This is a genomic window from Actinotignum schaalii (assembly GCF_028864145.1).
Taxonomy (GTDB): Bacteria; Actinomycetota; Actinomycetes; order Actinomycetales; family Actinomycetaceae; genus Actinotignum; species Actinotignum schaalii_B.
Genome location: NZ_JARBHJ010000029.1, coordinates 1 through 24,049 on the forward strand (window position 1 = coordinate 1; position 24,049 = coordinate 24,049).

General features: G+C 61.1%; 22 protein-coding genes. 15 read left to right on the forward strand and 7 right to left on the reverse strand.

What is annotated here, in order from left to right:
• Positions 1–149: 149 nt before the first annotated feature.
• On the forward strand, positions 150–395 hold the full coding sequence (gene secG / locus PWJ82_RS06985; protein ID WP_026429337.1) for a preprotein translocase subunit SecG: 246 nt from the start codon (positions 150–152) through the stop codon (positions 393–395).
• A gap of 95 nt (positions 396–490) precedes the next feature.
• Here secG and PWJ82_RS06990 read toward each other — a convergent pair whose 3' ends face one another.
• The 3 genes from PWJ82_RS06990 to tkt form a co-directional block, all read right to left on the reverse strand.
• A complete protein-coding gene (locus PWJ82_RS06990; RefSeq protein WP_274734199.1) occupies positions 491–1,432 on the reverse strand; it encodes a glucose-6-phosphate dehydrogenase assembly protein OpcA in 942 nt (313 codons plus the stop codon).
• A gap of 41 nt (positions 1,433–1,473) precedes the next feature.
• Entirely contained in the window at positions 1,474–2,994 is a 1,521-nt protein-coding gene (gene zwf / locus PWJ82_RS06995; RefSeq protein ID WP_274736027.1) for a glucose-6-phosphate dehydrogenase, read from the reverse strand.
• Positions 2,995–3,182: 188 nt separating this feature from the next.
• Positions 3,183–5,264 (reverse strand): transketolase, encoded by a 2,082-nt coding sequence (tkt, locus tag PWJ82_RS07000; RefSeq protein ID WP_126134927.1) that lies wholly within the window; start codon positions 5,262–5,264, stop codon positions 3,183–3,185.
• Between the two features lie 140 nt (positions 5,265–5,404).
• Here tkt and xerD point away from each other — a divergent pair, with 140 nt between their 5' ends.
• From xerD to der, 8 genes are all read left to right on the forward strand, one after another.
• Positions 5,405–6,328, forward strand: a complete 924-nt coding sequence (gene xerD, locus PWJ82_RS07005; RefSeq protein WP_274734194.1) for a site-specific tyrosine recombinase XerD — start codon at positions 5,405–5,407, stop codon at positions 6,326–6,328.
• Positions 6,329–6,414: 86 nt separating this feature from the next.
• Positions 6,415–7,263, forward strand: coding sequence for a ParA family protein (locus tag PWJ82_RS07010; RefSeq protein WP_126134925.1), 849 nt, complete (start codon positions 6,415–6,417; stop codon positions 7,261–7,263).
• Positions 7,264–7,275: 12 nt separating this feature from the next.
• Positions 7,276–8,094: a segregation and condensation protein A gene (locus tag PWJ82_RS07015; protein ID WP_274734192.1), complete on the forward strand. Its 819-nt coding sequence runs from the start codon at positions 7,276–7,278 to the stop codon at positions 8,092–8,094.
• Between the two features lie 122 nt (positions 8,095–8,216).
• Positions 8,217–8,774 carry an SMC-Scp complex subunit ScpB gene (gene scpB / locus PWJ82_RS07020; RefSeq protein ID WP_126134923.1) on the forward strand — a complete coding sequence of 186 codons (558 nt, stop codon included), beginning with the start codon at positions 8,217–8,219 and terminating at the stop codon, positions 8,772–8,774.
• Entirely contained in the window at positions 8,771–9,493 is a 723-nt protein-coding gene (locus tag PWJ82_RS07025) for a pseudouridine synthase (protein ID WP_126134922.1), read from the forward strand. The genes scpB and PWJ82_RS07025 overlap by 4 nt, the downstream gene beginning before the upstream one ends.
• Positions 9,493–10,596: a prephenate dehydrogenase gene (locus PWJ82_RS07030; protein ID WP_274734201.1), complete on the forward strand. Its 1,104-nt coding sequence runs from the start codon at positions 9,493–9,495 to the stop codon at positions 10,594–10,596. Before PWJ82_RS07025 ends, PWJ82_RS07030 begins: the two co-directional genes overlap by 1 nt.
• Positions 10,589–11,308 carry a (d)CMP kinase gene (gene cmk, locus PWJ82_RS07035; protein ID WP_274734189.1) on the forward strand — a complete coding sequence of 240 codons (720 nt, stop codon included), beginning with the start codon at positions 10,589–10,591 and terminating at the stop codon, positions 11,306–11,308. Before PWJ82_RS07030 ends, cmk begins: the two co-directional genes overlap by 8 nt.
• Entirely contained in the window at positions 11,305–12,774 is a 1,470-nt protein-coding gene (gene der, locus PWJ82_RS07040; protein WP_126134919.1) for a ribosome biogenesis GTPase Der, read from the forward strand. Before cmk ends, der begins: the two co-directional genes overlap by 4 nt.
• 104 nt (positions 12,775–12,878) lie before the next feature.
• On the opposite strand, the gene PWJ82_RS07045 is transcribed toward der, so the two are convergent.
• On the reverse strand, positions 12,879–13,679 hold the full coding sequence (locus PWJ82_RS07045; RefSeq protein ID WP_274734187.1) for an IclR family transcriptional regulator: 801 nt from the start codon (positions 13,677–13,679) through the stop codon (positions 12,879–12,881).
• Positions 13,680–14,090: 411 nt separating this feature from the next.
• On the opposite strand from PWJ82_RS07045, the gene PWJ82_RS07050 reads away from it, so the two are divergent.
• Genes PWJ82_RS07050 through PWJ82_RS07065 form a run of 4 tightly spaced genes read left to right on the forward strand, consistent with a single transcriptional unit; the run spans position 14,091 to position 18,521 of the window.
• A complete protein-coding gene (locus tag PWJ82_RS07050) occupies positions 14,091–15,689 on the forward strand; it encodes a mannitol dehydrogenase family protein (RefSeq protein ID WP_126134917.1) in 1,599 nt (532 codons plus the stop codon).
• Complete coding sequence (gene uxuA, locus PWJ82_RS07055) at positions 15,689–16,771, forward strand: mannonate dehydratase (RefSeq protein WP_016442774.1); 1,083 nt, start codon at positions 15,689–15,691, stop codon at positions 16,769–16,771. Before PWJ82_RS07050 ends, uxuA begins: the two co-directional genes overlap by 1 nt.
• Complete coding sequence (locus tag PWJ82_RS07060) at positions 16,771–17,418, forward strand: bifunctional 4-hydroxy-2-oxoglutarate aldolase/2-dehydro-3-deoxy-phosphogluconate aldolase (RefSeq protein WP_274734185.1); 648 nt, start codon at positions 16,771–16,773, stop codon at positions 17,416–17,418. Before uxuA ends, PWJ82_RS07060 begins: the two co-directional genes overlap by 1 nt.
• Positions 17,415–18,521 (forward strand): sugar kinase, encoded by a 1,107-nt coding sequence (locus PWJ82_RS07065; protein WP_274734183.1) that lies wholly within the window; start codon positions 17,415–17,417, stop codon positions 18,519–18,521. The genes PWJ82_RS07060 and PWJ82_RS07065 overlap by 4 nt, the downstream gene beginning before the upstream one ends.
• A gap of 96 nt (positions 18,522–18,617) precedes the next feature.
• Here PWJ82_RS07065 and PWJ82_RS07070 read toward each other — a convergent pair whose 3' ends face one another.
• The 3 genes from PWJ82_RS07070 to PWJ82_RS07080 are packed head-to-tail and all read right to left on the reverse strand — an operon-like array spanning position 18,618 to position 21,064.
• A complete protein-coding gene (locus PWJ82_RS07070) occupies positions 18,618–19,946 on the reverse strand; it encodes a DUF6688 domain-containing protein (protein ID WP_274736028.1) in 1,329 nt (442 codons plus the stop codon).
• Between the two features lie 60 nt (positions 19,947–20,006).
• A complete protein-coding gene (locus PWJ82_RS07075) occupies positions 20,007–20,327 on the reverse strand; it encodes an AzlD domain-containing protein (RefSeq protein WP_274736029.1) in 321 nt (106 codons plus the stop codon).
• Positions 20,324–21,064, reverse strand: coding sequence for an AzlC family ABC transporter permease (locus tag PWJ82_RS07080; RefSeq protein WP_274734177.1), 741 nt, complete (start codon positions 21,062–21,064; stop codon positions 20,324–20,326). The genes PWJ82_RS07075 and PWJ82_RS07080 overlap by 4 nt, the downstream gene beginning before the upstream one ends.
• A gap of 117 nt (positions 21,065–21,181) precedes the next feature.
• On the opposite strand from PWJ82_RS07080, the gene PWJ82_RS07085 reads away from it, so the two are divergent.
• Together PWJ82_RS07085 and PWJ82_RS07090 are read left to right on the forward strand one after the other, a co-directional pair.
• Complete coding sequence (locus PWJ82_RS07085) at positions 21,182–21,823, forward strand: antibiotic biosynthesis monooxygenase family protein (RefSeq protein WP_274734175.1); 642 nt, start codon at positions 21,182–21,184, stop codon at positions 21,821–21,823.
• 344 nt (positions 21,824–22,167) lie between these two features.
• On the forward strand, positions 22,168–23,397 hold the full coding sequence (locus PWJ82_RS07090) for a hypothetical protein (RefSeq protein WP_274734173.1): 1,230 nt from the start codon (positions 22,168–22,170) through the stop codon (positions 23,395–23,397).
• The last annotated feature ends 652 nt before the right edge of the window (positions 23,398–24,049 follow it).

A 24,049-nucleotide genomic window follows, 5' to 3' on the forward strand; every position in this document is an offset into this window, starting at 1 on the left:
GCAATTTCGTCGGCAGCGTCAGATGTGTATAAGAGACAGGGATTCTTCCCACCCCGCACGTTTTATTTCCCGCTGGCCGGCATCAGCAGGTACACTAACCAAGGACTCTATTACTCTCCGGGTGCACGAAGCATTCGAAAGGACTGGAAATGAAAGCTTTGCTCATTACCTGCGAAGTGCTTATGCTCATCACCAGCATCTTCCTCACGCTTTCCATCTTGCTGCATAAAGGCAAGGGTGGCGGAATTTCCGATATGTTCGGTGGTGGTATTTCCACGTCTATGCGTTCCTCCGGGGTAGCCGAACGTAACCTCAACCGCATCACCGTGGTGCTGGCCCTCATCTGGGGAATTTCTATTATCCTCATCGGCCTCATCGTCAAGGTGGGCGTCTAGAACTAGATAGTTAAGAAGCGGCGGGGCCGGTACGTGCGTGTGCACGTACCGGCCCCGTTTCGCATGCTGCTTTCTAGACGCTACATCCAGGCTTTCTAGACGTCTACATCCGCGGGAGAATAATCCAGTAGGGGCAGTCCCTTGGTTAAAACATCACCGTAGGCGGTATCGGGATTGAGATCGCGCAGATCCTCAATGAGCATCGCTTCCAAGCTGCGCACCGGCAAAGCAACCTCCTGGGGAGCTCGACCCGGGCGGAGCATGATGCCGTGGTCATTGCCCGGGGTGCGATGCAGGCTGAGAGCTGCGCCGTCGTCCAAGAAGAGTTCCACGCCGGTAATCGGAGCGCCCTCCTGCGGCTCTATCTCCACCGGGACATCTAGGCGCAGGCGCAGCCACGCGGCGAGTAAGAAAAGCGAGGAGCGGTGCGGGCGCCCCCACACCTTCGCGCCGGTAACGGTTCGGCTCGGGAATTCGTCCACCATGGAGGCGATGTAATTGCGCCACAGGGTAGTGCCGGCCCAGCCCAGATCAGTATCCCCGGGAACATAATTAGCGGAAAGGTGCTGAAGGGCCAGGGCTGGGTGATCTGCGGTGCGGGTGGTAGTAATACGGCGCTGCGCGATGCGTCCGGCCGCGGTAGCCGCGGGGTTTTCCGGCATATTTTGAATCCACCACGTCACCACCGGGGTATCGGGGAGCAGCAGTGGAGTGACCAAGGTATCCACGTTCTCCGCGGCGCCCCCGTGCGCGCGCAAAATAACGATCTCGGAAGCGCCGGCTTCCGATCCGGTACGGATTTCCGCATCGAGACGCGCGGTTTCGCCAGCCACCGGCAGCACCGCGATAATCCGGGAAGGGTGCGCGCGGGACGCTCCAGCTGCGGCCTCAAGCGCATCACGGACCCCACCCTCGGTATGCGCCACGATAATGAGCGTGAGGACCCTCCCGAGGGCTCCTACCCCAGAAGTTCCGCGCAATTGATCAAGCTGCTGGCCCACCTGGGCAGACGTGGTATCGGCAATATGGTTAATCATGAAGTTTCCTCGGATCTTTGTCAGGCACGGAACAGGTGCGGCTAGGGGCGGCGCCAGGCATGGCCGTGGCCGGCGAGCATGGCATCGGCACCGGCCGGACCCCAGGACCCAGGCGCGTACGTTTCCAGAGACTCCGGGTGGGCATCCCAATAGTTTTCCACCTGGTCGATAATCCGCCAGGACTCCTCAACTTCCCGGGTTTGCGGGAAGAGCGGCGGATCTCCCAGCAGCACGTCAAGAATGAGACGTTCATAAGCTTCCGGGGTGTACTCGGTAAAAGCGTGACCGTAGGCGAAGTCCATAGTGACGTCGCGCAGCCGCATTTCGGAGCCGGGCACCTTGGAACCAAATTTAAAGGTGATGCCTTCATTGGGTTGCACCCGGATAACCAGGGTGTTTTGCCCTAGCCCGGCCACATCTGGGAAGGGGAGGAAAGGCGGATTACGGAAGACCACCGCAATTTCTGACACGCGCCGCCCGAGTCGCTTACCGGTTCTCAGGTAGAAAGGCACTCCCGACCAGCGCCGCGTCTCAATTCCCAGGGCGATTGCCCCGTAAGTATCGGTCACGGAGTCGGCCGGGATACCGTTCTCTTCCCGGTAACCGCGCACCCACTGGCCGCCCTGCCATCCGCTCGAATACTGTGCCCGCACCGAAGCTTCGGCCGGGCTCCCGAACAGATGGGTAGCCTCGAGGACTTTCTCTTTTTCCGCGCGCAGGGCATCGGCGTGGAACGAGGTCGGCTCCTCCATCGCGGTGAGGGCCAGCAGCTGGAGCAGGTGGTTTTGAATCACGTCGCGAGTGGCTCCGATACCGTCGTAATATCCGGCGCGCGAGCCAATCCCAATATCCTCCGCCATGGTGATTTGCACGTGGTCCACGTGGGAAGAATTCCACAGCGGCTCATACAGTTCGTTGGCGAAACGCAGCGCGAGGATATTCTGCACGGTCTCTTTACCGAGATAGTGGTCGATGCGGAAAACCGAATCGTGGGGGAATACCCCGCTGACCGAGGCGTTGAGTTCGCGCGCGGAGGCCATATCGTGCCCGAACGGTTTTTCGATAACCACGCGGCGCCAGCTGCCCGGCGCCCCGCGATTGAGTCCCGCGGTAGCGAGGCCCTGGGTCACCACCGGGAAAAGGCTAGGCGGAATGGAAAGATAAAAAGCAAAATTACCGCCGGTACCGCGGGTGGCATCCACATCCGCCATGGTCGCCCCGAGAGCGCGATAGAGCTCCGGGTCGTTGTACTGGCCTTCGACCATCCGCAACCCGTCGAGAATCTGGGCCAGAGTGGTGGAGATAACCGGGGTTTGGGCGCCTTGACGGATGGCCGCTTCGACGCTGCGGGCCGCGTCTACGGGACGGCGCGCCACTCCGATGATGGAGAACGACGGCGGCAGCAGCCCCCGATTCGCGAGGTCGTAGAGGGCGGGAAGAATTTTGCGGTTCGCCAGGTCACCGGTGATGCCAAAAAGAACGATGCCGCAGGGGCCGGCCACGCGCTGGAGGCGGCAGTCGGTGACGGCACGGAGCGGATTACCTGAAGTAGGAGCAACCATAAAATTCCTGTCGTGAAAAAGAGGGCGAGAATATGCGCCTGTCTTATGGTAGACGCTTGAGCCGTCGAGCGTAACGAAAGTCCGCTGTGGGGCAATAAGGTCGCGCGGCCGGGACATCCGACCGCGCGACCGTCACTGATATGCGCCCGCGAAAAGACACTACTGCCAGCGGGCGAGGCGCCTGCGTTTTAGGCGCGCGCCGCTTCGATAGATTCGAGAGCAGCGGAGACCACATGCTCGGCGGTCATCCCATATTCCTTCATGAGTGCACCACCGGGCCCGGACTCCCCGTAGGTATTGATACCCACGCTGCGCCCGGCATCCCCGACGTAGCCGGCCCAACCGAAGGTGGCACCGGCTTCCACCGAGACTCGTGCCTTGACGTTGGGGAGGATGACCGCATCACGGTAGGCCTGGTCCTGAGCTTCGAACCACTCCAGGCAGGGCAGCGAAATAACGCGTGCACCCACTCCCTGTTCCGCGAGGCTCTGCTGGGCGGCCACTGCCAGTTGCACTTCGGAACCGGTGGCGAGCAGCTGCACGTCAACGGTCCCGGTGGGGGAGTCTGCCAGCACGTAGCCGCCCTTGAGGACGCCTTCGGTGGAGGTCCCTTCCAGAACCGGCACGCCCTGCCGGGTAAGGATGAGGCCGGTAGGCCCGCCGTCGACCTTCTCCAATGCCCCGCGCCACGCGGCCGCGGTTTCGTTCGCATCAGCCGGCCGCACAATATTGAGGCGCGGGATGGCGCGGTAGGCCCACAGGTGTTCAATGGGCTGGTGGGTGGGGCCGTCCTCGCCCACGCCCACCGAATCATGCGTCCATACAAAAATCGAGGGGATATTCATAATGGCCGCGAGGCGGGCCGCACCGCGCATGTAATCGGAGAATACAAAGAAGGTGCCGCCGTAGGCACGGGTAAGCCCATCGAGGGTAATTCCGTTAATGATCGCGCCCATGGCGAATTCCCGGATACCGAAGTGGAGGGTGCGTCCGTAAATATCACCGGAGAACATCGTCGAAGAGCGATGCGCGGGCAGGAAGGACGGTTCCCCCTTCATCGTGGTGTTATTCGACCCCGCCAGATCGGCCGAACCGCCCCACAATTCGGGCAGCACCGGAGCGAGGGCATTGAGCACCACGCCGGAGGCCGCGCGGGTGGCGATACCCTTGGGATCCGGCTCCCAGCTCGGCAGCTTCTTTTCCCAACCCTCGGGGAATTTCTTTGCGCGGATGCGATCGTACAGCGCGGCCTCTTCCGGATGGGAAGCACGCCACGCTTCGAAACGCGCATCCCAATCCTTACGGGCCGCGGCCGCCCGCGCCGCCGCATTCTTGCGGGTATGGGCGAGCACGTCATCTTCCAGCGGGAAGTCAATATCCGGATCGAAGCCCAGGATTTCCTTGGTGGCGCGAATTTCCTCCACTCCCAGGGCAGAACCGTGCGAGGCACCGGTATTCTGCTTGGTGGGCGCCGGCCAGGCAATAATGGTGGAGAGCTTAATAATGGAAGGCTTATCGGTCACCTGCTGAGCAGCCAGAATCGCATCGTAGAGCGCCTGGACATCCTCCTGGTAGGAACCATCCTCCTTAATCCAATTCACGTGCTGGGTGTGCCATCCGTAGGCTTCGTAGCGGGCCAGCACATCTTCACTGAAAGCAATGGAGGTATTGTCTTCAATGGAAATGCGGTTGTCATCGTAAATGAGAATAAGATTTCCGAGCTCCTGGGTGCCGGCCAGCGAGCAGGCTTCACTGGTCACGCCTTCCTGGAGGCAGCCATCACCGGCGATAACGTACACAAAATGATCGAATACTGACTCACCGAGCGGGGTATCCCGGTCAAAAAGCCCGTGGGCGCGCCGAGAGGCCATCGCAAATCCCACCGCGGAGGCCAGGCCCTGCCCCAGCGGCCCGGTGGTCATCTCCACACCGTTGGTATAGCCGTATTCGGGATGGCCGGGAGTCTTGGAGTGGAGGGTACGCAGCGCCTTAATATCATCGAGTTCGAGGCCGTAGCCGGCTAGCAAAAGCTGATTGTATTGGGTAAGGGAGGAATGCCCGGCCGAGAGAATGAAACGGTCACGACCCACCCACGCAGAATCCGCCGGATCGTGGTTCATGACCCGCTGGTAGAGCAAATATGCCGCCGGAGCCAGGGACATGGCCGTTCCAGGATGCCCATTCCCGGTTTTTTGCACCGCATCTGCGGCTAGCAGCCGAGTCGTGTCCACGGCGCGCTGATCGAGCTGCGACCATTCGAGCTTCGCCATTGAATTCTCCTAACGTAAGGTTGTGGTTACATGAGATGTGCCACGCACTAGTCTACTGGTCGAGCGGGCTTCGCGCGCCCGAAGCGCATCTGCGTTCGCGCCCGGCGCGAGCGTGACCGCGCACCCGCGAAGGAGAAGAGATGGCTGAGCCCGGTACCCCGCAGTTGCAACGCGCGGTCGCGCAGTTCCTCGCCCATATCAGCGTCGAACGTGCATTATCGCGCAATACCGTAGCGGCGTACCGGCGGGATTTGCGTAAATATCTTGCGCATCTGGAGGCCCGCGGGGTCACCAGCCCGGGTGACGTACGTGACGAGGACGTCGCTTCGTTTTCGGAAACGCTACGCGGCATGGCCCCGGCTTCTATTGCGCGGGCCGTGACCGCGGTGCGGGCTTTTCATACCTTTTTGTACGACGACGGCGCCACCGCGGCCAATCCCGCCACCCGGGTACGTCCCCCGAAACTTCCCGCGCGCCTGCCCGAAGCTCTCACTATCGCCGAAGTAACCGCCATGATTGAGGCGGCCGGCGCCACCCCGCCGCCCCTGGGCCTGCGTGACCGGGCCCTCCTGGAAGTCCTTTATGGAACCGGCGCACGCATTTCCGAAGCCCTCGGGCTTACCGCAGATGATATTGATACGGATACCTCCACCGTGCGGCTCTTCGGTAAGGGCCGTAAGGAACGGGTGGTGCCGCTGGGGAGCTACGCCCTGGAGGCGCTGGATGCCTACACCACCCGGGCCCGCCCGGAGCTTGCCGCGCGCGGGGAGGGTGTGGCCAAGCTCTTCCTCAATACCCGCGGGCGGGCTCTCTCACGCCAAAGTGCCTGGCTCATTATTCGCCAGGCGGCCGAACGGGCAGGTATTACCGCGCATGTCTCTCCGCATTCGCTGCGGCATTCTTTTGCCACCCACCTTCTCCAGGGCGGTGCGGATGTGCGGGTGGTGCAGGAATTACTCGGACATTCCTCGGTGACCACCACCCAGATTTATACCCAGGTTTCCCGCGATGTCCTCAAGGAGGTGTATGCCACCTCGCACCCGCGGGCGCTGCGCAGTGAGTAGAAAGGCGAGGAGGCGCGGCGTCGTCGTTCTACGCTCAGCGCCAGAAATGGCACCGCAAGTCCTCCGAGTTTAGGTACCCTAGAGATGTGACCGAACAGAACGCGCTTTTTGAAACTGAGAACGTGGATTTCCCCGAACCGGAGCCCTTGCAGGAACACGGCCCGGCGCGCATTATTGCGATGTCCAACCAAAAGGGTGGGGTGGGTAAAACAACGACGTCGATTAACCTCGCCGCCGCGCTGGCCGGATACGGCCGGCGCGTTCTCATTGTGGATTTCGATCCGCAGGGCGCTGCCTCTGCCGGTCTGGGTATTAATGCTCGCGCGCTGGATCGTACTATTTATAACGAACTTATTGCCGCGAAACCGGATGTGCGGGGGATCATTCAGCATTCGAAAGTTGAGGGTCTGGATGTAGTTCCGGCTAATATTGACCTCTCCGCTGCCGAAATTGTGCTTATTAACGAAGTGGCGCGCGAGCAGGCTCTCAGCCGGGTGCTGCGCCCGGTTCTCGATGACTATGACGTCATTATTATTGACTGCCAGCCTTCCCTGGGTCTCCTCACTGTTAATGCACTCACGGCCGCGCACGGCGTTATTATCCCGCTGGAGGCAGAATATTTTGCCATGCGCGGGGTAGCACTGCTGACCGAACAGATTGGCCGGGTTCAGGATCGCCTTAATCCGCGGCTCACCATTGACGGGGTGCTTCTCACCATGGTGGATATGCGTACCCTCCACTCGCGTGATGTGATGCGTTCGGTACACGAAGGATTCGGAGATAAGGTCTACCACACGTATATTTCCCGCACCGTGAAATTCCCCGATGCCTCGGTGGCCGGGGAACCCATTACCCAGTACGCACCTTCGCACCCGGGTGCGGTAGCCTATCGGAAGTTGGCGCGCGAAGTGATTGCCCGCGGCCAAAGTGCCTAAACAGGACTGGGCGTGACCACTCTCTTTGACGTCTCCTCCGATTTCGACGTTGACCTCGACGTATATTCGGGGCCGTTTTCGGTGCTTCTCAGCATGATTTCCAAGAAAAACTTGGATATTACCGAGGTGGCTCTGGCGGAAGTGACGGATGAGTTCATCGCCTGGATTCGGTCCCGGCCAGAGGTCGATCTGTCCACCACCTCAGAGTTTTTGGTGGTGGCCGCCACCCTCCTCGATATGAAACTAGCGCGCTTGCTGCCGCGCCACGAAAGCGAAGAAGAGGATTGGGAGCTCCTAGAACAGCGCGATCTCCTCTTCGCCAAACTGCTCCAATACCGGGCTTTTAAAGAGGTGGCTCGTGATTTCGGGGCGCGCCTGGCGGAAACCGGGCGGCGGGTGGGCCGCGATGTTCCCCTCGAGGAGATGTACGCGAAGGCGCTACCGGAAGTTCGCCTTCCGCTCGGGGTGATGGATCTGGCACTCCTGGCGGCTCGTGCTTTTACCCGCGATACTTCAGAACCGGTGGTCCAGCTGCAACATTTGCACTCTCCGGTTGTTCCGGTCGCTAGCCAGGTGGCCTATCTGGAAGAACGTTTCCGGGCGGGGGATTCCTTTACCTTCGCGCAGCTCTGCGCCGATGCCCCCTCGGTGCAGATGGTGGTGGCCCGGTTCTTGGCGGTCTTGGAATTGCTGCGCCGGGGCGCGATTGCCGCCGAGCAAGATGAACCGCTGGGCACGCTGGTGCTGCGCCCCACCCCGGACGATGATCGCGGCGCTGCGGGGGAGGGCGACGTCGCCGCCGAATACGGCGAAGTGGAGCCGCGCGCGTGATAAACCCAAGCCGCGCGGTGCCTGCTGGAGGCGCGCCACTGCGCCGCGCAGCGACTAGACTGGGCCTATAGGCTCGCATTGCCGGCGCGCCGCGCCGAATCCGGAGGAATAAAGGAGAATCTGTGGCCGATCTTTGCCCCGCCACCGCACTCGAGGCGGTGCTTTTCGTGGCGGCCACCCCGGTTCCCCTAGCCACCCTTGCCGAAGCGGTGGGTCTGAGCGAAGCGGAGACCCGCACCGAGCTAGAAAATCTCGCGCGGGAATATCGCAACGGGCGCCCGCGCGGATTCGAGCTGCGCGAGGCCGGGGGAGGGTGGCGTTTCTACACCAATCCGCTGGTATCGGACGTTGTTCTTGCCCACGTCACCCGGGGGCAATCGGGTAAACTATCCACGCCGGCTCTGGAAACGCTGGCGGTGATCGCCTACCGGCAGCCTGTTACCCGTGCGCAGATAGCGGCGATTCGCGGTGTGAACGTTGATGGAGTTGTGCGGACGCTCGCAACCCGCGGCCTTATTGCCGAAGCGGGTACTACGCCGTCCACCGGTGCGGTTCTGTATGCGACCACCCCGTATTTCCTTGAAGCCATGGGCATGAACTCCCTGGATGACCTGCCGCCCCTGGCGCCCTACCTGCCCGAAGCAACCGACCTTGAAGATGTGGAAAGAGAAATAAGATGAGAGAACGCTTGCAAAAGATCCTGGCCCACGCGGGGGTGGGCTCCCGGCGCGCCTGCGAAGCGCTCATTGCTGAGGGGCGGGTGGCCGTCAACGGCGCCGTCGTTACCGAAATGGGAACACGCGCGGATGCCGAGCGTGACACCATCCACGTGGATGGCATGCCCATTGCGGTAAAACCCGATTTGCTGACCGTCGCGCTTTATAAGCCGCCGGGGGTTGTATCCACCATGGATGATGATATGGGCCGCCCGAGCCTCGCCCAGTACGTAGAGAAATACGAGCAACGGCTCTACCACGTTGGGCGCCTAGACGAAGATACCGAGGGTCTGATTCTGCTCTCGAACGACGGCGAGCTCACCCACCGGCTCACCCACCCCTCCTATGAGGTTCCGAAAACCTACGTGGCGCGGGTGGAAGGCCAGGTGACGCGGGGCCTCGCGCGGGTGCTGGAAAAGGGCATCACCCTGGAGGACGGCCCCATCCGGGTGGATAAATTCGTACTGCGGGAATCGCAGCCGCGCAATTCCATCGTCGAACTCACCTTGCATTCGGGTCGCAATCGGATTGTGCGCCGCATCATGGACGAAGTGGGGCACCCGGTTATGGAACTGGTGCGCACCCGTTTCGCCACTATTGACGCCGGGAGGCTGCGGCCCGGGAAAAGCCGGGTTATTGCGGGAAGTGAGCTCTCGGCCCTCATGCATTCGGTAGGGATGTGATGCACGCCGGTCCGGTCCTTATTATCGGTTCGGGGTTGCTGGGCGCTTCCCTCGGGCTGCGGCTGCGGCTGCGCGATATTCCGGTGTACCTGGAGGATGCTTCCCCGCTCGCGGCGGCCCTTGCCCGTGATCTGGGTGCGGGGGAGGAACCGCCCGAAGATGCCTGGGAGCCGAGCCTCGTGGTGGTTGCGGTTCCCCCGGATGTCACGGCGCAGGTTGTGAGCGCGGCCCTGGAACGCTTCCCGGCCGCGCTCGTTACCGATGTTGCTTCCGTCAAGGCCGCGGTGGAAGATCGCCTCGCGGCGCATCCCCAGCGAGCCCGCTACGTGGGCTGCCATCCCATGGCCGGCCGGGAACGTTCCGGGGCGATCGCCGCGGACGCCGATCTTTTTGAGGGCCGCCCGTGGGTAATATGCCCGCGCCCGGAGACCCGCGAGGAAGATATTGCGCGCTTGCGCACCCTGGCTTTAGATTGCGGGGCCATGCCGATTCTGGTGGAGGCAAGCGCGCACGACCGCGCCGTCGCCCTTGTCAGTCACGTTCCGCAACTGGTGTCCTCCCTGCTGGCGGGTACGTTGAACGACGCCGCAGCTACCGAGCTGAGCCTCGCAGGCCAAGGCTTACGCGATATGACCCGGCTGGCCCATTCGGATCCGCAATTGTGGACGGCGATTATCGCCTGTAATTGCGCGGCGGTAGCTCCGGTACTCCGCGATATTGCCGAGCGCACCGCGCATTTGGCAACCGCGCTCGAAGAAGCCGCGGGGGCGGCGCAGGCTCCCGGGCTGGCCCGGGCAGTTGCCGCGGTGGTGGCTGCAGGTGGACGCGGGGTCGCGCGTATTCCCGGCAAACACGGGGGAGCTCCCCAGCGCTATACCGATGTAACCGTCCTGGTTCCGGACCGCCCGGGTGAATTGGGCCGCCTCTTCACCGAGGTGGGTGAGATCGGGGTCAATATTGAAGATTTTTCGCTCGAACATTCCGTGGCCCAAAAAGTAGGGCGGGCGCGGCTATCCGTATCGCCGGCCGCCGCCCGGGATCTCACCGCGGCACTGGCCGCGCGCCGGTGGCAGGCTTTTATTGAAGGAGGAGAGCATGAGTGAGATGAGCACAGCGGGCGCCCCGCGCCCCGAAACCGCGGGCTATCCCATCGCTATTGACGGGCCCTCCGGCTCGGGTAAATCGACCGTTTCCCGCCAGGTCGCCCGAGAGCTAGGACTGTGCTATCTCGATACCGGGGCAATGTACCGGGCAGCCGCGTGGGCCGCGCAGCGCGCCGGAGTCGAACTCACCGACCAGCCTGCCGTGACAGCCGTGGTGCGGGCAATGAAACTCGAGATGCCGCTCGATCCTGATAACCAGGTGATGATCTGCGAAGGGGAAGATATCACCTCCGCTATCCGCGCTCCGGAGCTGTCCCGGGTGGTTTCTCGGGTAGCCGTGAACCTGGATGTACGCGCCGAGCTCATTGCCCGGCAGCGGGCCATTATTGCGGCCCACCCGCGCATTGTGGTGGAGGGGCGCGATATCACTAGCGTCGTCGCCCCGGATGCTCCCACAAAAATTCTTCTCACCGCATCGGAAGCAACACGTTTGGCACGGCGAGCCCGCGAGGTGCGCGGAAGCGCGGCGCCCGATGCCCTGGCCGCGACCCGCGCGGAAGTGAGCGAACGGGATGCACAGGACTCGACGGTCGCCTCTTTCCTGGAAGATCGCGATGGAGTCGTTACAATTGATTCTTCTCAGATGAGTATTGCGGACGTGGTGGCCGCGGTGCGGGCGCTGGCACAGGGCTCTCGAAAGGAACAGGAATGACTGAGGAATACCGCGATATGAGCGCGGAGGGGACCACCCCGGACGACGCCGAACGCGTACTCCGGGCCGGTCTGGATGCCTACGATCTGGACGAGGCCGATCTGGCGCTCCTGGCCGGTGCAGAACCCGAGGAACAGGCGGCGAACCGTGCACTACCCGTGGTAGCGGTGATAGGGCGCCCGAATGTGGGGAAGTCCTCCCTGGTGAATCGCATTGTTGGCAAACGAGTGGCCGTGGTGCAGGACGTTCCGGGCGTGACCCGTGACCGGGTCTCTTACGAAGCCGAGTGGGCGGATCGCCGTTTCCTCCTCATGGATACCGGCGGATGGGAACGTGATGTTGCAGGTCTTGATCGCGACGTCGCGCTGCAGGCCGAAATTGCTATTGAGCAGGCCGATGCTGTGATCTTCGTCGTGGATGCCACCGTGGGCATGACGGATACCGATGAAGCCCTGGTGCGGGTGTTGCGGCGTTCGCGCAAGCCCGTGATTGTGGCGGCCAATAAGGTAGATTCGCCCCAGCAGGAACCGGATGCTGCTTACCTGTGGTCCTTGGGGCTAGGGGAGCCGTATCCCGTTTCCGCGCTGCACGGGCGCGGTTCGGGCGATCTTCTTGACGTGGTTATCGGCGCGCTTCCTGCCGAACGTGAGGTGCCGGCACGTCCCGCGCGCCGCGGCCCGCGCCGGGTCGCGATTGTGGGGCGCCCGAATGTAGGGAAGTCATCCCTGCTCAACCAGTTAGCTGGGGAAACCCGCGCCGTGGTGAGTGATATTGCCGGCACCACTCGCGATCCGGTTGACGAAGTCATTGAGCTGGACGGTACCCCGTGGACTTTTGTGGATACCGCGGGGATTCGCCGGCGGGTCCACCAAACTCGCGGTGCGGATTATTACGCGAATCTGCGCACTCAGCGTGCGCTGGCGGAAGCGGAGCTGGCCCTGGCCCTCATTGATGCTTCCGAGCCGCTCACCGAGCAGGATATTCGCGTGATTCAGCAGGTCATTGATGCGGGGCGTGCCCTGGTAATTGTGTGCAATAAATGGGACGAGGTGGATGAGGAACGCCGCTTCGAACTTGACCGCGAATTCGAGCGGGAGCTGGTGCAGATCCAGTGGGCCGCGCGGGTCAATCTCTCGGCGAAAACCGGGTGGCATACCAACCGGCTCTCCAATGCCATGACCACCGCACTGCGATCCTGGGATCAGCGTATTCCCACCGGCAAACTCAATGCTTTCCTCAGCGAATTGGCGGCCGCGCACCCGCATCCGGTGCGCGGGGGCAAGCAGCCGCGTATCCTGTACGGCACCCAGGCATCCACCCGGCCGCCGCGCTTCGTGCTTTTCGCCACCGGCTTTATCGAGGCCGGTTACCGGCGTTTCCTGGAGAACCGCTTGCGCGATACTTTCGGTTTCGAAGGTTCCCCGCTCCAGATTTCGGTTCGGGTGCGCGAACGGCGCAAGAAGTAGCGGGGTGGCACGACGGCGCAGCTGCCAGCGGCGTCGTACTTCCACCATTGGCAGGGGCCGCGGCAGGAAACCTCCCACCGCGGTCCCTCCCCACGGCGCTCCGGCTAGCGCGCAGAGCGCGGCAGCAGCACTTCCGGAACACTCACGCCGGTGGAACCGGCAATAGCGGTGATTTCCTCCGCGATACCGTATGCCACCGCCTCGCGGGTAGCCGCTCCCAGGCGTTCGGCGGGCGCGGTGACGGAGACCGCCACCCGCTCGCCGTTTTTCAGATCGACCGGAACCGCCACGCACGCGATCCCGGCTTCGTTTTCTTCCACTTCCATACCCCAGCCGTAGCGGTGCACGTGCTCAATGCACTCTTCGATGGTGGCCCGGGTGGGCGGATTATCGGTAGGAACGCTCAGGTACCAGTCGATTTCCGCGCCGGTCACGTTATTCGCGCCCAGGAGGGCACGCCCGAGGGCGGTGGTGACCGCCGGGGCGTTACGCCCGATAAAGGACACCACCCGGATGGGCCGATCCGGCTCTACCTTATCCAGGTAGGTCACCACCTGGCCGGAGAGCTTACCCAGGTGCACGAGCTCGTTATAGCGGTGGCAAATAGCCACTAAAGCCGGGTGGAGTTGGTCAACCACGAATTGGGTGCGGGTGGTGTAGCGAATAATCGGATCTACGCCGTCCCCGAGGAAGTAGTAGCCGTTATCAGGATCCTGATCCACCCAATTCCGGTAGCGCAGCGAGCGCAGGGTGTGGTGAACGGTGGCCTTATTTGACTCTACCGCGGCTGCAATATCGGAGAGTGGGGCACCTTCCGGTCCGCGGCGTGCTAAAAACTCGACAACGAGCAACGCGCGATCAATGGAGGAGAGCGGAGCGCGCTCCTCATGGGAAGTACCGGACACCTCAAGCTCCTTTACTCTACGAGGGTGTAACTGCAGGCCGGGAAAATTATACCGCGCGATTTCAATATGTGAAACATTGAAGCGGGTGCGTCAGGCAGTCAGTGTTGAATAAGAAAAGGCCCGGAATCCGAATAGTTCACACGTTATGAAGGGGTGCCGTCGGGGGTGAAAATGGGGTACAATCATTTCATACGTACGAACGGGCGTTTCACGTAAAGAAACATGCGGGTGCGGGGGTGCCCGGCCGGTTCGTCGTCGTATAAAGGAATACTGGGTGGTGGCATCGGGAGCGGTGTTCACTCACCGGGTGACCTCACGGCAGGAACGCGGCGCATGCCGGCGCTCCTGCGGGGCGGCCGCCGGTGGATCGCACGTGGAGCCGTCCCGATCCAACTATCAAAGGTGATGTATATGAAACTCAATCTCAGCTCGCTCTCCCACGCGAGTGATTACGAAGCAGCCGGTATTCAAGTTCCGGCTTTTGATGTGGCCGCTACGCAGGAACGTGCGCGCACCAACCCGCGCTGGGTGCATATCGGCCCGGGTAATATTTTCCGGATTTTCTTAGCCCGCATCGCGGATGACATGCTGGCGGACGGCAAGTACTGGCCGATTACCGGTGTGGTTCCCATGGATCCCGCTGAAATGGAAAAGCAGCTCGAAGCTTTTGATCTGCTGACCCTCGGCGTCATTCTTTCCGGGGACAAGCGCGATACCCGCGTTATCGCGGGTCTGGCCGATGGCCTGGCCACCCGCCGCGATGGCGATTTTGATCGGCTCGTCTCCATTTTCACCAAGCCGGAGATGACCACGGTAACCCTCACCATTACCGAAAAGGGCTATGTTATTCAGGATTCCCAGGGTGAGCTTTCCGAAGCCACCCGCGCGGATATCGCCTCCGATCCGTACGCTAACCATGCGAACACCATGGCGCTGCTGGCCGGGCTCCTCGCACATCGCTACCAGGCAGGCGGCGCCCCCATTAACTTCATCTCCGCGGATAACTTCTCCCACAACGGCGATAAGCTGCGCGATTCGGTGCTGCAGATCGCCCGCGGGTGGGTGGAGCGTGGCGCGCTCAGCCAGGACTTCCTGGACTGGGTCAGCGATGACACCAAGGTTGCTTTCCCCATTTCCGTGATCGATAAGATCACCCCGCGCCCCTCCGAAGAAGTTTCGGAATACCTCACCGGGCTCGGCTTCACCGATATGGGTATTGACCACCTCGGGCGCACTCCGATCGCCGGGTTCGTCAATGCTGAACCTACCGAATACCTCATTATCGAAGATAAGTTCGCGGCCGAACGCCCGCCCTTTGAGGACTACGGCGTGTACATCACCGATCGTGAAACCTGCGATAAGTTCGAGCGGATGAAGGTCACCACCTGCCTCAACCCGCTCCACACCGCGCTGGCAGTGTCCGGTACGGTCATGCGCTTCCCGACCATCGATTCGGAAATGCGCGATCCCGATTTGGCGAAGATGGTCAATATCCTCGCCTATGATGAAGCGATGCCGGTAGTAACCGATCCGGGAATTATCGATCCGAAGGACTTCGTGCGCGAAGTCCTCGAGGAACGTTTCCCCAATAGCGCGCTGCCGGACAATCCGGCCCGTATCGCCATGGATACCTCGCAGAAGATTCCGATTCGTTTCGGTGTCACGCTGCAGGAATACCAGCGCCGCGGTCTGGATATGGACAAGCTGCGCGTGATCCCGCTCGTTTTCGCGGTGTGGGCACGGTATCTGCTCGGCATCGCGGACGACGGCGAAGAATTCGCGCCGTCATCCGATCCGCTGCTGGAGGAACTCCAGGGGCACCTCAAGGGAATTAAGCTCGGCGATAGCGTTGACGCTCACGCCGTGCTCAAGCCCATTCTGTCCAATGCCAATATCTTCGGCCTCGACCTGTATACCACTCCGCTGGCGGAGAAGGTCGAAGCCCTGTTTACCAAGCTCATTGCCGGTCCCGGCGCTGTGCGTGCCACTATTCACGAGGAGATCAACTAATGAAAATGACATTCCGCTGGTACGGCGAAGGTCACGACCCCATTCCGCTGCAGTACATCAAGCAGATTCCGGGCGTGTCCGGAATTATGGGCACCCTGTCCTACAAGGCGGCCGGGGAGAACTGGGAAAAGGACGAAATTAAGGTTCTTATTGACCAGGTTCACGAAGCCGGGCTCGAATGCGAGATCATCGAATCCGTGAACGTCCACGAGGACATCAAGCTCGGGCTGCCCAGCCGTGACGAATACATCAAGAACTACTGCACCACGCTGGAAAACCTCGCGGAATTCGGCGTCAAGGTAGTTGTGTACAACTTCATGCCGGTCTTTGACTGGCTGCGCACTGAGCTCGCTCACGTGAACGAGGACGGCTCCACCTGCCTGTACTACGATCACTCTGAGATCGAGGGTATGACCCCGCAGGATATCGTCAATAAGACAGCCGAAGAATCCGGCGGCCTGACCCTGCCCGGGTGGGAACCCGAACGCCTGGCTAAGCTGGACGAAGTCATGGCGCTCTACCAGAACATGACGGTGGAAAAGCTGCGCGAAAACTGGAAGTACTTCCTGGACGGCATCATCCCCACGTGTGAAAAGGTCGGCATCAAGATGGCCTGCCATCCGGACGATCCGGCTTGGGACCTCTTCGGTATTCCGCGCGCTTACAAGAGCCTGGATGACATCAAGGAAATCCTGGCCCTCAATGATTCCCCGATGCACTCTCTGTGCGTGTGCATCGGCTCGCTTGGCTCCAACCCGTCCAATAACGTCGCTGAGATCCTGCGCTACGTGGGCGAGCGCGGCCGTATTGCCGCCTCCCACCTGCGTAACGTCAAGTACCTGGGCGAAAAGACGTTCAAGGAAGCGGCCCACTGGTCCGCGGACGGCGACCTCGATATGCAGGCCGCGGTGGAAGCCATTTACGATACCTGCCCCGATATTTACGTGCGTCCCGATCACGGCCGCATGATTTGGGGCGAAGAAGGCCGCCCCGGCTACCCGCTGTATGACCGGGCACTGGGCACCCAGTACCTCCTCGGGCTGTGGGACGGCATCGACAAGATGAAGAAGGCGGCAAAGTAGTGTCTCAGCAACTTCCAGATGTTCGTCCGTTCCTGGAAACCCACCCCATCGTTCCCGTTGTGGTGATCGACGACGCCGCGCAGGCGCCCGACGCCGCCCGCGCCCTGGTGGCCGGCGGTATCCACTGCGCCGAAGTGACGTTCCGTACCGCTGCCGGTGGGGAAGCCATTAAGGCGATGCGCGATGTTGAGGGAATGACGGTTGGTGCCGGAACGGTGCTTACCCGGGCCCAAGCGGAAACCGCCGCGGACCTGGGCGCGAAGTTCTTCGTATCTCCGGGCTGGAGCGCCGGCGTGGCCGACGTTGCTGCCGAACGCCAGATCCCGTATCTTCCCGGCGTGCAAACCGCCACGGAAATCATGATGGCTTTGGAATACGGTGCCACCGCGGTGAAGTTCTTCCCCGGTGGGGAAGCGGGCGGGCTGCCCATGGTTAAGGCCCTGCGCGGTCCCTTCCCGAATACCTACTTCGTACCCTCGGGCGGCGTGAAGCTCGCGAATATGGCCGAATGGCTCTCCGATCCGGCAATCCTGTCCGTATCGGGTTCGTGGATGATCAAACGCGATCTCATTTCCTCCGGGAACTTCGCGGAGATCACCCGCCTGTCCCAAGAAGCATCCGATCTAGCTAAGGAGATTCGCAAGTGAGCGACGCCCTGACGATTAAATCCGCCGAGGAAACCACCTACGATATTGTCTCCCTGGGTGAAGTGATGCTTCGCCTGGATCCGGGTGCCGGCCGTATCCGCACCACGCGCCAGTTCGCCGCCTCAGAAGGCGGCGGGGAATACAACGTGGCTCGCGGCCTGCGGCGCGCTTTCCAGAAGCGCGGCGCGATCCTGACCTCTCTGGTGCGCAATGAAGTGGGCCTGCTGCTCGAGGATCTTATCCTCACCGGTGGCCTGGACACCCGTTTCATTCATTGGGTCGACGACGACGGCATCGGCCAGTCGGCTCGTAACGGACTCAATTTCACCGAACGCGGTTTCGGGGTGCGGGGAGCGGTCGGGTGTTCCGACCGGGCTCACACTGCGATTTCACAGCTCAAGCCGGAGGATATCGATCTCGATTACCTCTTTGGTGAACTAGGAGTGCGCTGGCTGCACACCGGGGGCATTTACGCGGCCCTTTCGGAGCAGGCTTCGGAAACTGCGCTGGCGGTTATCAAGAAGGCCAAGGAATACGGCACTGTCGTCTCCTATGACCTCAACTACCGTCCCTCCCTGTGGAATCTGCACGGGGGCAAGGCCCGCGCGCAGGAGGTCAATAAGTCCCTGGCACCCTTCGTGGATGTCATGATCGGTAACGAAGAGGACTTCACCGCCTGCCTCGGCCTGGAAATCGAAGGCGCCAACGAAAACCTCGATAACCTCCAGGTGGAGTCCTTCCACAAGATGATCGAGAAGGCTGCGGAAACCTTCCCGAACTTCAAGGCCATCGGTACCACGATGCGCCAGGTGCGTTCGGCAACCATCAACGACTGGGGCGCGGTGGCGTGGAAGCGCGACCAGGGCTTCGTGCAAGCTACCCAGCGTGATGGCTTGGAGATCTTCGACCGCGTGGGCGGGGGAGACTCCTTCGCTTCCGGGCTCATCTTCGGGCTCATGGAATACGGTGACGCCCAGAAGGCCGTGGAACTCGGGGCCGCACACGGCGCCCTCGCCATGACCACTCCGGGTGATACCACCATGGCCACCCGCGCCGAGGTGGAGAACCTCGCCCGCGGCGGCTCGGCACGTGTCAAGCGCTAAATAAATCCGCACAGTGTGCTTAGCGCGCACCGCGCAATGAGTGGGGAGCAGATCCGGGCATCCGGATCTGCTCCCCACTGCGTTGGCGCGTTTTTCTTAGCTGACCTGGGCGGTGAATTCGGCGCGAGTTCGCCCGGTGATATCCTCGCGGCGGCGCCCGGTGTATTGGATTGCGATCCGATCTTCCGGGCGGGCATCAACGAGGTAAATAACGACCAAGAATATCCATTCCAGAGGCTTCATGGCGATCCACACGATGTCAGCTGCCAGACGGGTGCGAATGAGGCGCGAGAGCGGAAAACCGTAGCGATTATAGAATCTGCGGATCACCCGATGCAGCCTTGGGGTCTTTTCTTCCAGGACCTGTTCGAAAGCGTTAGCGATAAGAAGCTGGCGATTCACGGTGATGCGATGCCCGCCGCGCACCCCGTCGCGGAGGGGTTTGACCACGGCCGGGTGCCCGCCGGCGGCCACGGTACATAGATAGTGCTCATCGTAGAAAGTGTTGGGCGGTGATACCCGCTCGGAAAGCGTCCAGTCACTTGTTTCCGTGAAGGCTTTGATAGCAGCGTCTGGTTCCTGGCCGAAGAGCACCGTGATAAGGAGGAATATCCCCAATACAGGTATCAAACCGAGCAGGGCGAGAAGCGGCCAGTTTCTGGCTTGCGACAAAACCTTTTCCAGGTAGGCGAGTACGCCTGCTCCGTCCGCGCGTGCTTCCTCGGCGTCCTGGGACGTGTGGGTGTGAAATTCGTGGATTTTCGCAATGATTGTTTTCGCGGATATCAACATCACCACCGTGACCGGCAGTAAAAGGATGAGGCTCTCCGGTCCGGCGGGCCGGAATGTTTGAATAGTCCACACAATAACAATGGCGTTGCCAAGATAGATGCACGAGAAGCAGAGAACCGTGAGAAGCGGCGGAATCTCGTGCAGCGGCTTGAGCCGCACGTAAAGAAAAGCCAGCGCGCATACCAGGCACAGCAGCGCTAAAAATGGCTGAAAATCAGTGTGGATCGGCGTATGCGTCTGGTCATTGACGAGCTGCTCCGCCCAATCGGCATAAAAGACCACGCTGTGTTTTATCGAGATAGCGGCCACATGGAAGCTGAGCGCTAGGAAGATAGTCCAGACATCATGCACTGCCTCCAGGAGCGACAGCGGCTTGCCCCGTATCGCCGTGATGAGCGCAATCACCTGGTAACAGGTGAGGATAACCGGATACGTGGTTACCCAGGGCAGGAGCGTAAGGAAGAATAAAAGTAAAACTAACCCTTCAGCATCCCACCACGAAGCGTGTGGGTTAATCTGCCCCGTGCATGCCGAATAAATAATGAGTCCGGGAACGGCAATGAGATAAGCGAGGGCAAGCTGCGCGAAGTAGGGGTGCCTGCGCAAGAAACTGCGTTTGCGCACCTCAGACATCTGGATCCTCCTCAGCAGTCTTTGCTCACCTCCAGCGGCAACAAGCCGTCACCCCAGATTCTAGATCGCCAACAAGCCGATGTAGGTGAGGGTGCCGGCGGCCAGGGAGACAAGCATGCGGCGCCCGGAAAGCTCGTGGGCCAGGATCGTGACGGCACTGGCCACTCCCACGCGTAGTAGCGATGCGGCAGATATGGGAAGCACTTCGCTGCGGACCATAGCCAGCGCCAAAATCACCAGCACCCCCACCGGGAGCCAAACTGACAGCGCTCGCACCAGGCGCGAACGGCGCAGCGGGTGGAGAATAAAGAAAGGAACGCCGCGCAGGCACAGCATGAGAGCCAAAGAACCCAGCAGGACGGCCAGGAGATAGGCGGTCATAAAAGACCTCTATTCTCCCCAGGTGCGCCGCCGTCATAAGAAGCGGCGTCGTCGTTCTTCTTGAAACGGGCACGTACCACGAAACGCACCACTAAGAAAAGCGCGAAGAAACTCATCGCAACCGGAAGGAGCGCGCTCGGCGCACACAGCTGCGCCAAGAGAAACGCGAGGCCGGCACCGAGCACGCCGGGAATGTCGCGGCGGGCGTGGAAAGCATCCAGGGCGAGAACGATGAAGAGGGCGACGAGCGCAAAATTGACGCCTCGAATCTGGCCGGGGAGGAGCCCACCAATCGCCACTCCCAGCAGTCCGCCGCCCACCCAGCAAGCCTGGAGTACGGCTTGGAGAGAGATGAGCCGGCCTTGGTTCCACACGCCCGGATGCGACGTGGTGATGGCGTAAGTTTCGTCGGTAAGCGAATAGACGCAATACATGCGCGCGAGGGGATGCCGGAGCTGCGCGATGGGGTACGAAAACGCGTAGAAAACGTGGCGCACGTTCACGAAGAAGATGGTGAGAAGAATCGTGAGGACCGGGGCCTGGGCACTGATAAGGGCGACGGCGAGCAGCTCGGCCGAGCCGGAATAGATAAAGAAAGACAGCGCGGGAGCGAGCCACCACGGTTGACCGTACTGAATGACGAGAAGTCCGAAGGCCATGCCCAAAGGAATCATTCCCAGGCCGGCACCCGCGGCCATCTGTGCTCCAAAACGCACATCTGATACGTGGGAAGGCATGGGCTCTATTGTGGCACTCCCGGGGGAGTGGAGGGTGAAGTTTCCACCATGCGGAGCACGGGGCGCGAAGAGAGTTACTATGGTTCACGTCCCGTTGTTTTAGGTGAAGGAGCCTCCATGACCGTCGTTAAAATCAATGCTATTTCTGTTCCGGAAGGCGCTGCCGAGCATTTCGAGGCTCGTTTTGCGGCTCGCGAAGGTGCGGTGGACCAGCGGCCCGGTTTCCGTTCTTTCCGGCTGCTGCACCCTTTGGAAGGAAGTGACCGCTACCTGGTGGTCACCGAATGGGAATCCGACGAGGATTTCACCGCGTGGCGTAGTGACCCGGCCGCGCATCCGCGCAAGATGGAGGAGGCCCGGCAAGCGCCCGGTAATGCGGACCTGGGGGCTCAGCTTCTCGAGTTTGAGGTAGTCGAGCTTCCCGAAGTTGAGCACGGAAACACCCCGCCGGCGTCTTTCGTTTCTATCGTGGCGCTATCGTTCCTTCCCGGGATGGAAAAAGTTATCGAGCAACGCTTCGCGGCCCGCAAGGCAGCCGTGGATGCGGCGCCCGGTTTCTCCTTCTTCCAGCTGTGGCGGCCGGTGCGCGGGGTGGAGGAGTACTACGTGGTTACCGGCTGGGATGCCCAGGATTCTTATGATGCCTGGGCCGAGGCCCGGGAGCGCGCCCCGCACAATACCGCCGACCAGCCTAAGAATCGGGGCTTGGATGTGACACTGCACGGGTACGCGGTGGTGCAGCAGAGTGTTAAGCGGTAGTTGCAGGATGATGGACTGAGGTGCGGCCCGAGGTGAGGCTGCGGAAACGCGAGCCATCGTTGCGAATCCGTTCGTCACGAATTTGTTACGTAATCACGCCGATCTCGCGCCCCGGTCGCGGAACATTAGCCGATATGCGGGGAGAAATAAAGACAAAGATTATAAGTTATTCTGATTGAGAAGTGAATGACATTACGTGCTCTGTCGCTTTGATCACTTAAGGTGGCGTGGCTAGTGTGGTGCCTAGAGAGTGCTGTGCTGCGCCTTCGACGGCTCTGCCACCACGGCTGACACCACCAGGCCGGCACCCATGGCGCTTTCCGCCAAGTTTTAAGGATCAACTCATGACAGAACATATAACTACGCCCGGAGGGGCAACTCCCGAGCGCGATTACCCTGAAGCCACGACGGCGCACACGCGCGTGGATCGTGAACGAGTTACCGCCCGTCCGGTAGATGCCCGGGTGGCTTCGGCCGGGCAGTACTCGGCCGAGGATGCCAAGCCTGGGTGGCGCTCCACTTTCCTAGGCGCTGATACCCCGGGCCGGGCCACCAATATGTCCTGGGGTTCCGTTTTCGCCGGTGTTGCCGTTGCTATTGCCACCCTGGTGGTCTTCAGCTTCCTCGGTGCAGCGATCGGCCTGGGCACTTTCGATCCGGCCTCCAGCAATCCCGGTGAAGGTTTCGGCTTCGGCATGGGACTGTGGGCGGTGTGCTCCATTGTGATCGCCCTAGGTTTTGGCGGTTACGTGACGGGCGCGCTGGCCGTTAAAGGCGGACTGCTGCACGGCCTGACCACCTGGGCCACCACAATTATTGTGGCCACCGTTGCGGTGTGGCTGGGTATTTCCGCCGCGCTGGGAGCTGTTGGTTCGGCCATCGGCTCGGTGGGTAACGCCGCGGGTAGCGCGGTAGGCGGGGTGGCGCAGGCCTCCGGGAACGCTGTGTCGGAGGCAGCCAGCGCTATTTCCGATAACCTCGATGTTCAGTGGGATAGCGTAGAGGCCCAAACGGAGAAGATTCTTGCCGATACCGGTGAGGAAACACTCCAGCCTGATTACCTGCGCGGTCAGGTGGACGGCGCCACGGATGATATTAGTGCTGCGGCCAAGGACCTGGTGGTCCATCCGGAGAATTACGAGACGATTCTTTCCAATCTGGGCGATTCGCTCCAGAAGCGGGTTGATTCCGTGACGAAGGATATTGACCGCGATGCGGTAGCGAAGTCCGTGGCAGCCAATACGGATCTGAATGAGGATGAAGCCCGCAAGGCCGTGGACAACGCGGTGGAAGCGTACAACCAGGCGCAGGTCAAGGCTGAACAAGCTCTTAATAACGCGGAAAAGACTCTCCAGGATGTGCAGGCTCAAGCCAAGGAACTGGTTGAGGAAGGCCGCGAGGTTGCTCAGGACGTGACCGATACCGGCTCCACCGTTGCTATCTGGGCTTTCGTGGGTCTGTTGCTTTCTGCGATTCTCACCGCTTTTGCGGGTGTGTGGGGCTCGCGCGCAGTGGTTGGCCGCAATGATGCCGGTGCGGTGCGCCGCGATGCGGATGCCACGCGCAGGAAGTAGCAGCTAAGCGTTAGAGCCGGCGAAGGCCGAATAACGAAAAGCATTGGGCCGGGTTAGGTACCGAAATTCAGGTACGTGACCCGGCCCGTTATTTTGCCTAGGAGTCAACGGTCAGGCGGTCAAGTTTCGGCTTATAGGACACTTGGGGGTGCGGACGGGGGTGCGAACTATTCGATGTTCCTAACTACTGGGAGACCGTGAATCTACTCGTCGAAGCTACTCAATCTAGCCTCAAAATGGCGGAGCAGCAGGTTGCGATTTCCACAAGATTGGTGGAAGCACTAGAGCAAACCCGGGTTGAGAATAAGCGTTCCAATCGATTAAACAGCTGGTTGGTTGCCTCGACATTAGTCGCCACGGTGGCGGGAGTAGCGATAAGCTTGGTCGCTCTACTGCAATAAGCAGTTCACGTGTGTTAGCTGTGACCAGTTTTGGATTAGCTGTGGCTCACCCGGTCAGGAAAAAAGGCCCGGTCATTTGTGCTTTGTAAAAACAAGAGGCCTGACCGGGGATCTATCACTGGCGAAATTACCTGAGTTTCCTGAAGAAAGCAAACTAAGGGGCGGGTACCGTGTTCTCGGTACCCGCCCGTGTACAGGTTGATTCTTGTGCGCTAGCTGGTGTCGTGTTCCAGCCCGGCAACTACAGCAAA

Excerpts from the sequence above, each read along its gene's own strand:
- der (WP_126134919.1), top strand. The coding sequence starts at position 11,305 with ATGACTGAGGAATACCGCGATATGAGCGCGGAGGGGACCACCCCGGAC.
- PWJ82_RS07030 (WP_274734201.1), top strand. The coding sequence starts at position 9,493 with ATGCACGCCGGTCCGGTCCTTATTATCGGTTCGGGGTTGCTGGGCGCT.
- PWJ82_RS07080 (WP_274734177.1), bottom strand. The coding sequence starts at position 21,064 with ATGCCTTCCCACGTATCAGATGTGCGTTTTGGAGCACAGATGGCCGCG.
- xerD (WP_274734194.1), top strand. The coding sequence starts at position 5,405 with ATGGCTGAGCCCGGTACCCCGCAGTTGCAACGCGCGGTCGCGCAGTTC.
- PWJ82_RS07025 (WP_126134922.1), top strand. The coding sequence starts at position 8,771 with ATGAGAGAACGCTTGCAAAAGATCCTGGCCCACGCGGGGGTGGGCTCC.
- tkt (WP_126134927.1), bottom strand. The coding sequence starts at position 5,264 with ATGGCGAAGCTCGAATGGTCGCAGCTCGATCAGCGCGCCGTGGACACG.
- PWJ82_RS06990 (WP_274734199.1), bottom strand. The coding sequence starts at position 1,432 with ATGATTAACCATATTGCCGATACCACGTCTGCCCAGGTGGGCCAGCAG.
- zwf (WP_274736027.1), bottom strand. The coding sequence starts at position 2,994 with ATGGTTGCTCCTACTTCAGGTAATCCGCTCCGTGCCGTCACCGACTGC.
- PWJ82_RS07050 (WP_126134917.1), top strand. The coding sequence starts at position 14,091 with ATGAAACTCAATCTCAGCTCGCTCTCCCACGCGAGTGATTACGAAGCA.
- PWJ82_RS07075 (WP_274736029.1), bottom strand. The coding sequence starts at position 20,327 with ATGACCGCCTATCTCCTGGCCGTCCTGCTGGGTTCTTTGGCTCTCATG.
- PWJ82_RS07085 (WP_274734175.1), top strand. The coding sequence starts at position 21,182 with ATGACCGTCGTTAAAATCAATGCTATTTCTGTTCCGGAAGGCGCTGCC.
- PWJ82_RS07070 (WP_274736028.1), bottom strand. The coding sequence starts at position 19,946 with ATGTCTGAGGTGCGCAAACGCAGTTTCTTGCGCAGGCACCCCTACTTC.
- secG (WP_026429337.1), top strand. The coding sequence starts at position 150 with ATGAAAGCTTTGCTCATTACCTGCGAAGTGCTTATGCTCATCACCAGC.
- cmk (WP_274734189.1), top strand. The coding sequence starts at position 10,589 with ATGAGTGAGATGAGCACAGCGGGCGCCCCGCGCCCCGAAACCGCGGGC.
- uxuA (WP_016442774.1), top strand. The coding sequence starts at position 15,689 with ATGAAAATGACATTCCGCTGGTACGGCGAAGGTCACGACCCCATTCCG.
- PWJ82_RS07090 (WP_274734173.1), top strand. The coding sequence starts at position 22,168 with ATGACAGAACATATAACTACGCCCGGAGGGGCAACTCCCGAGCGCGAT.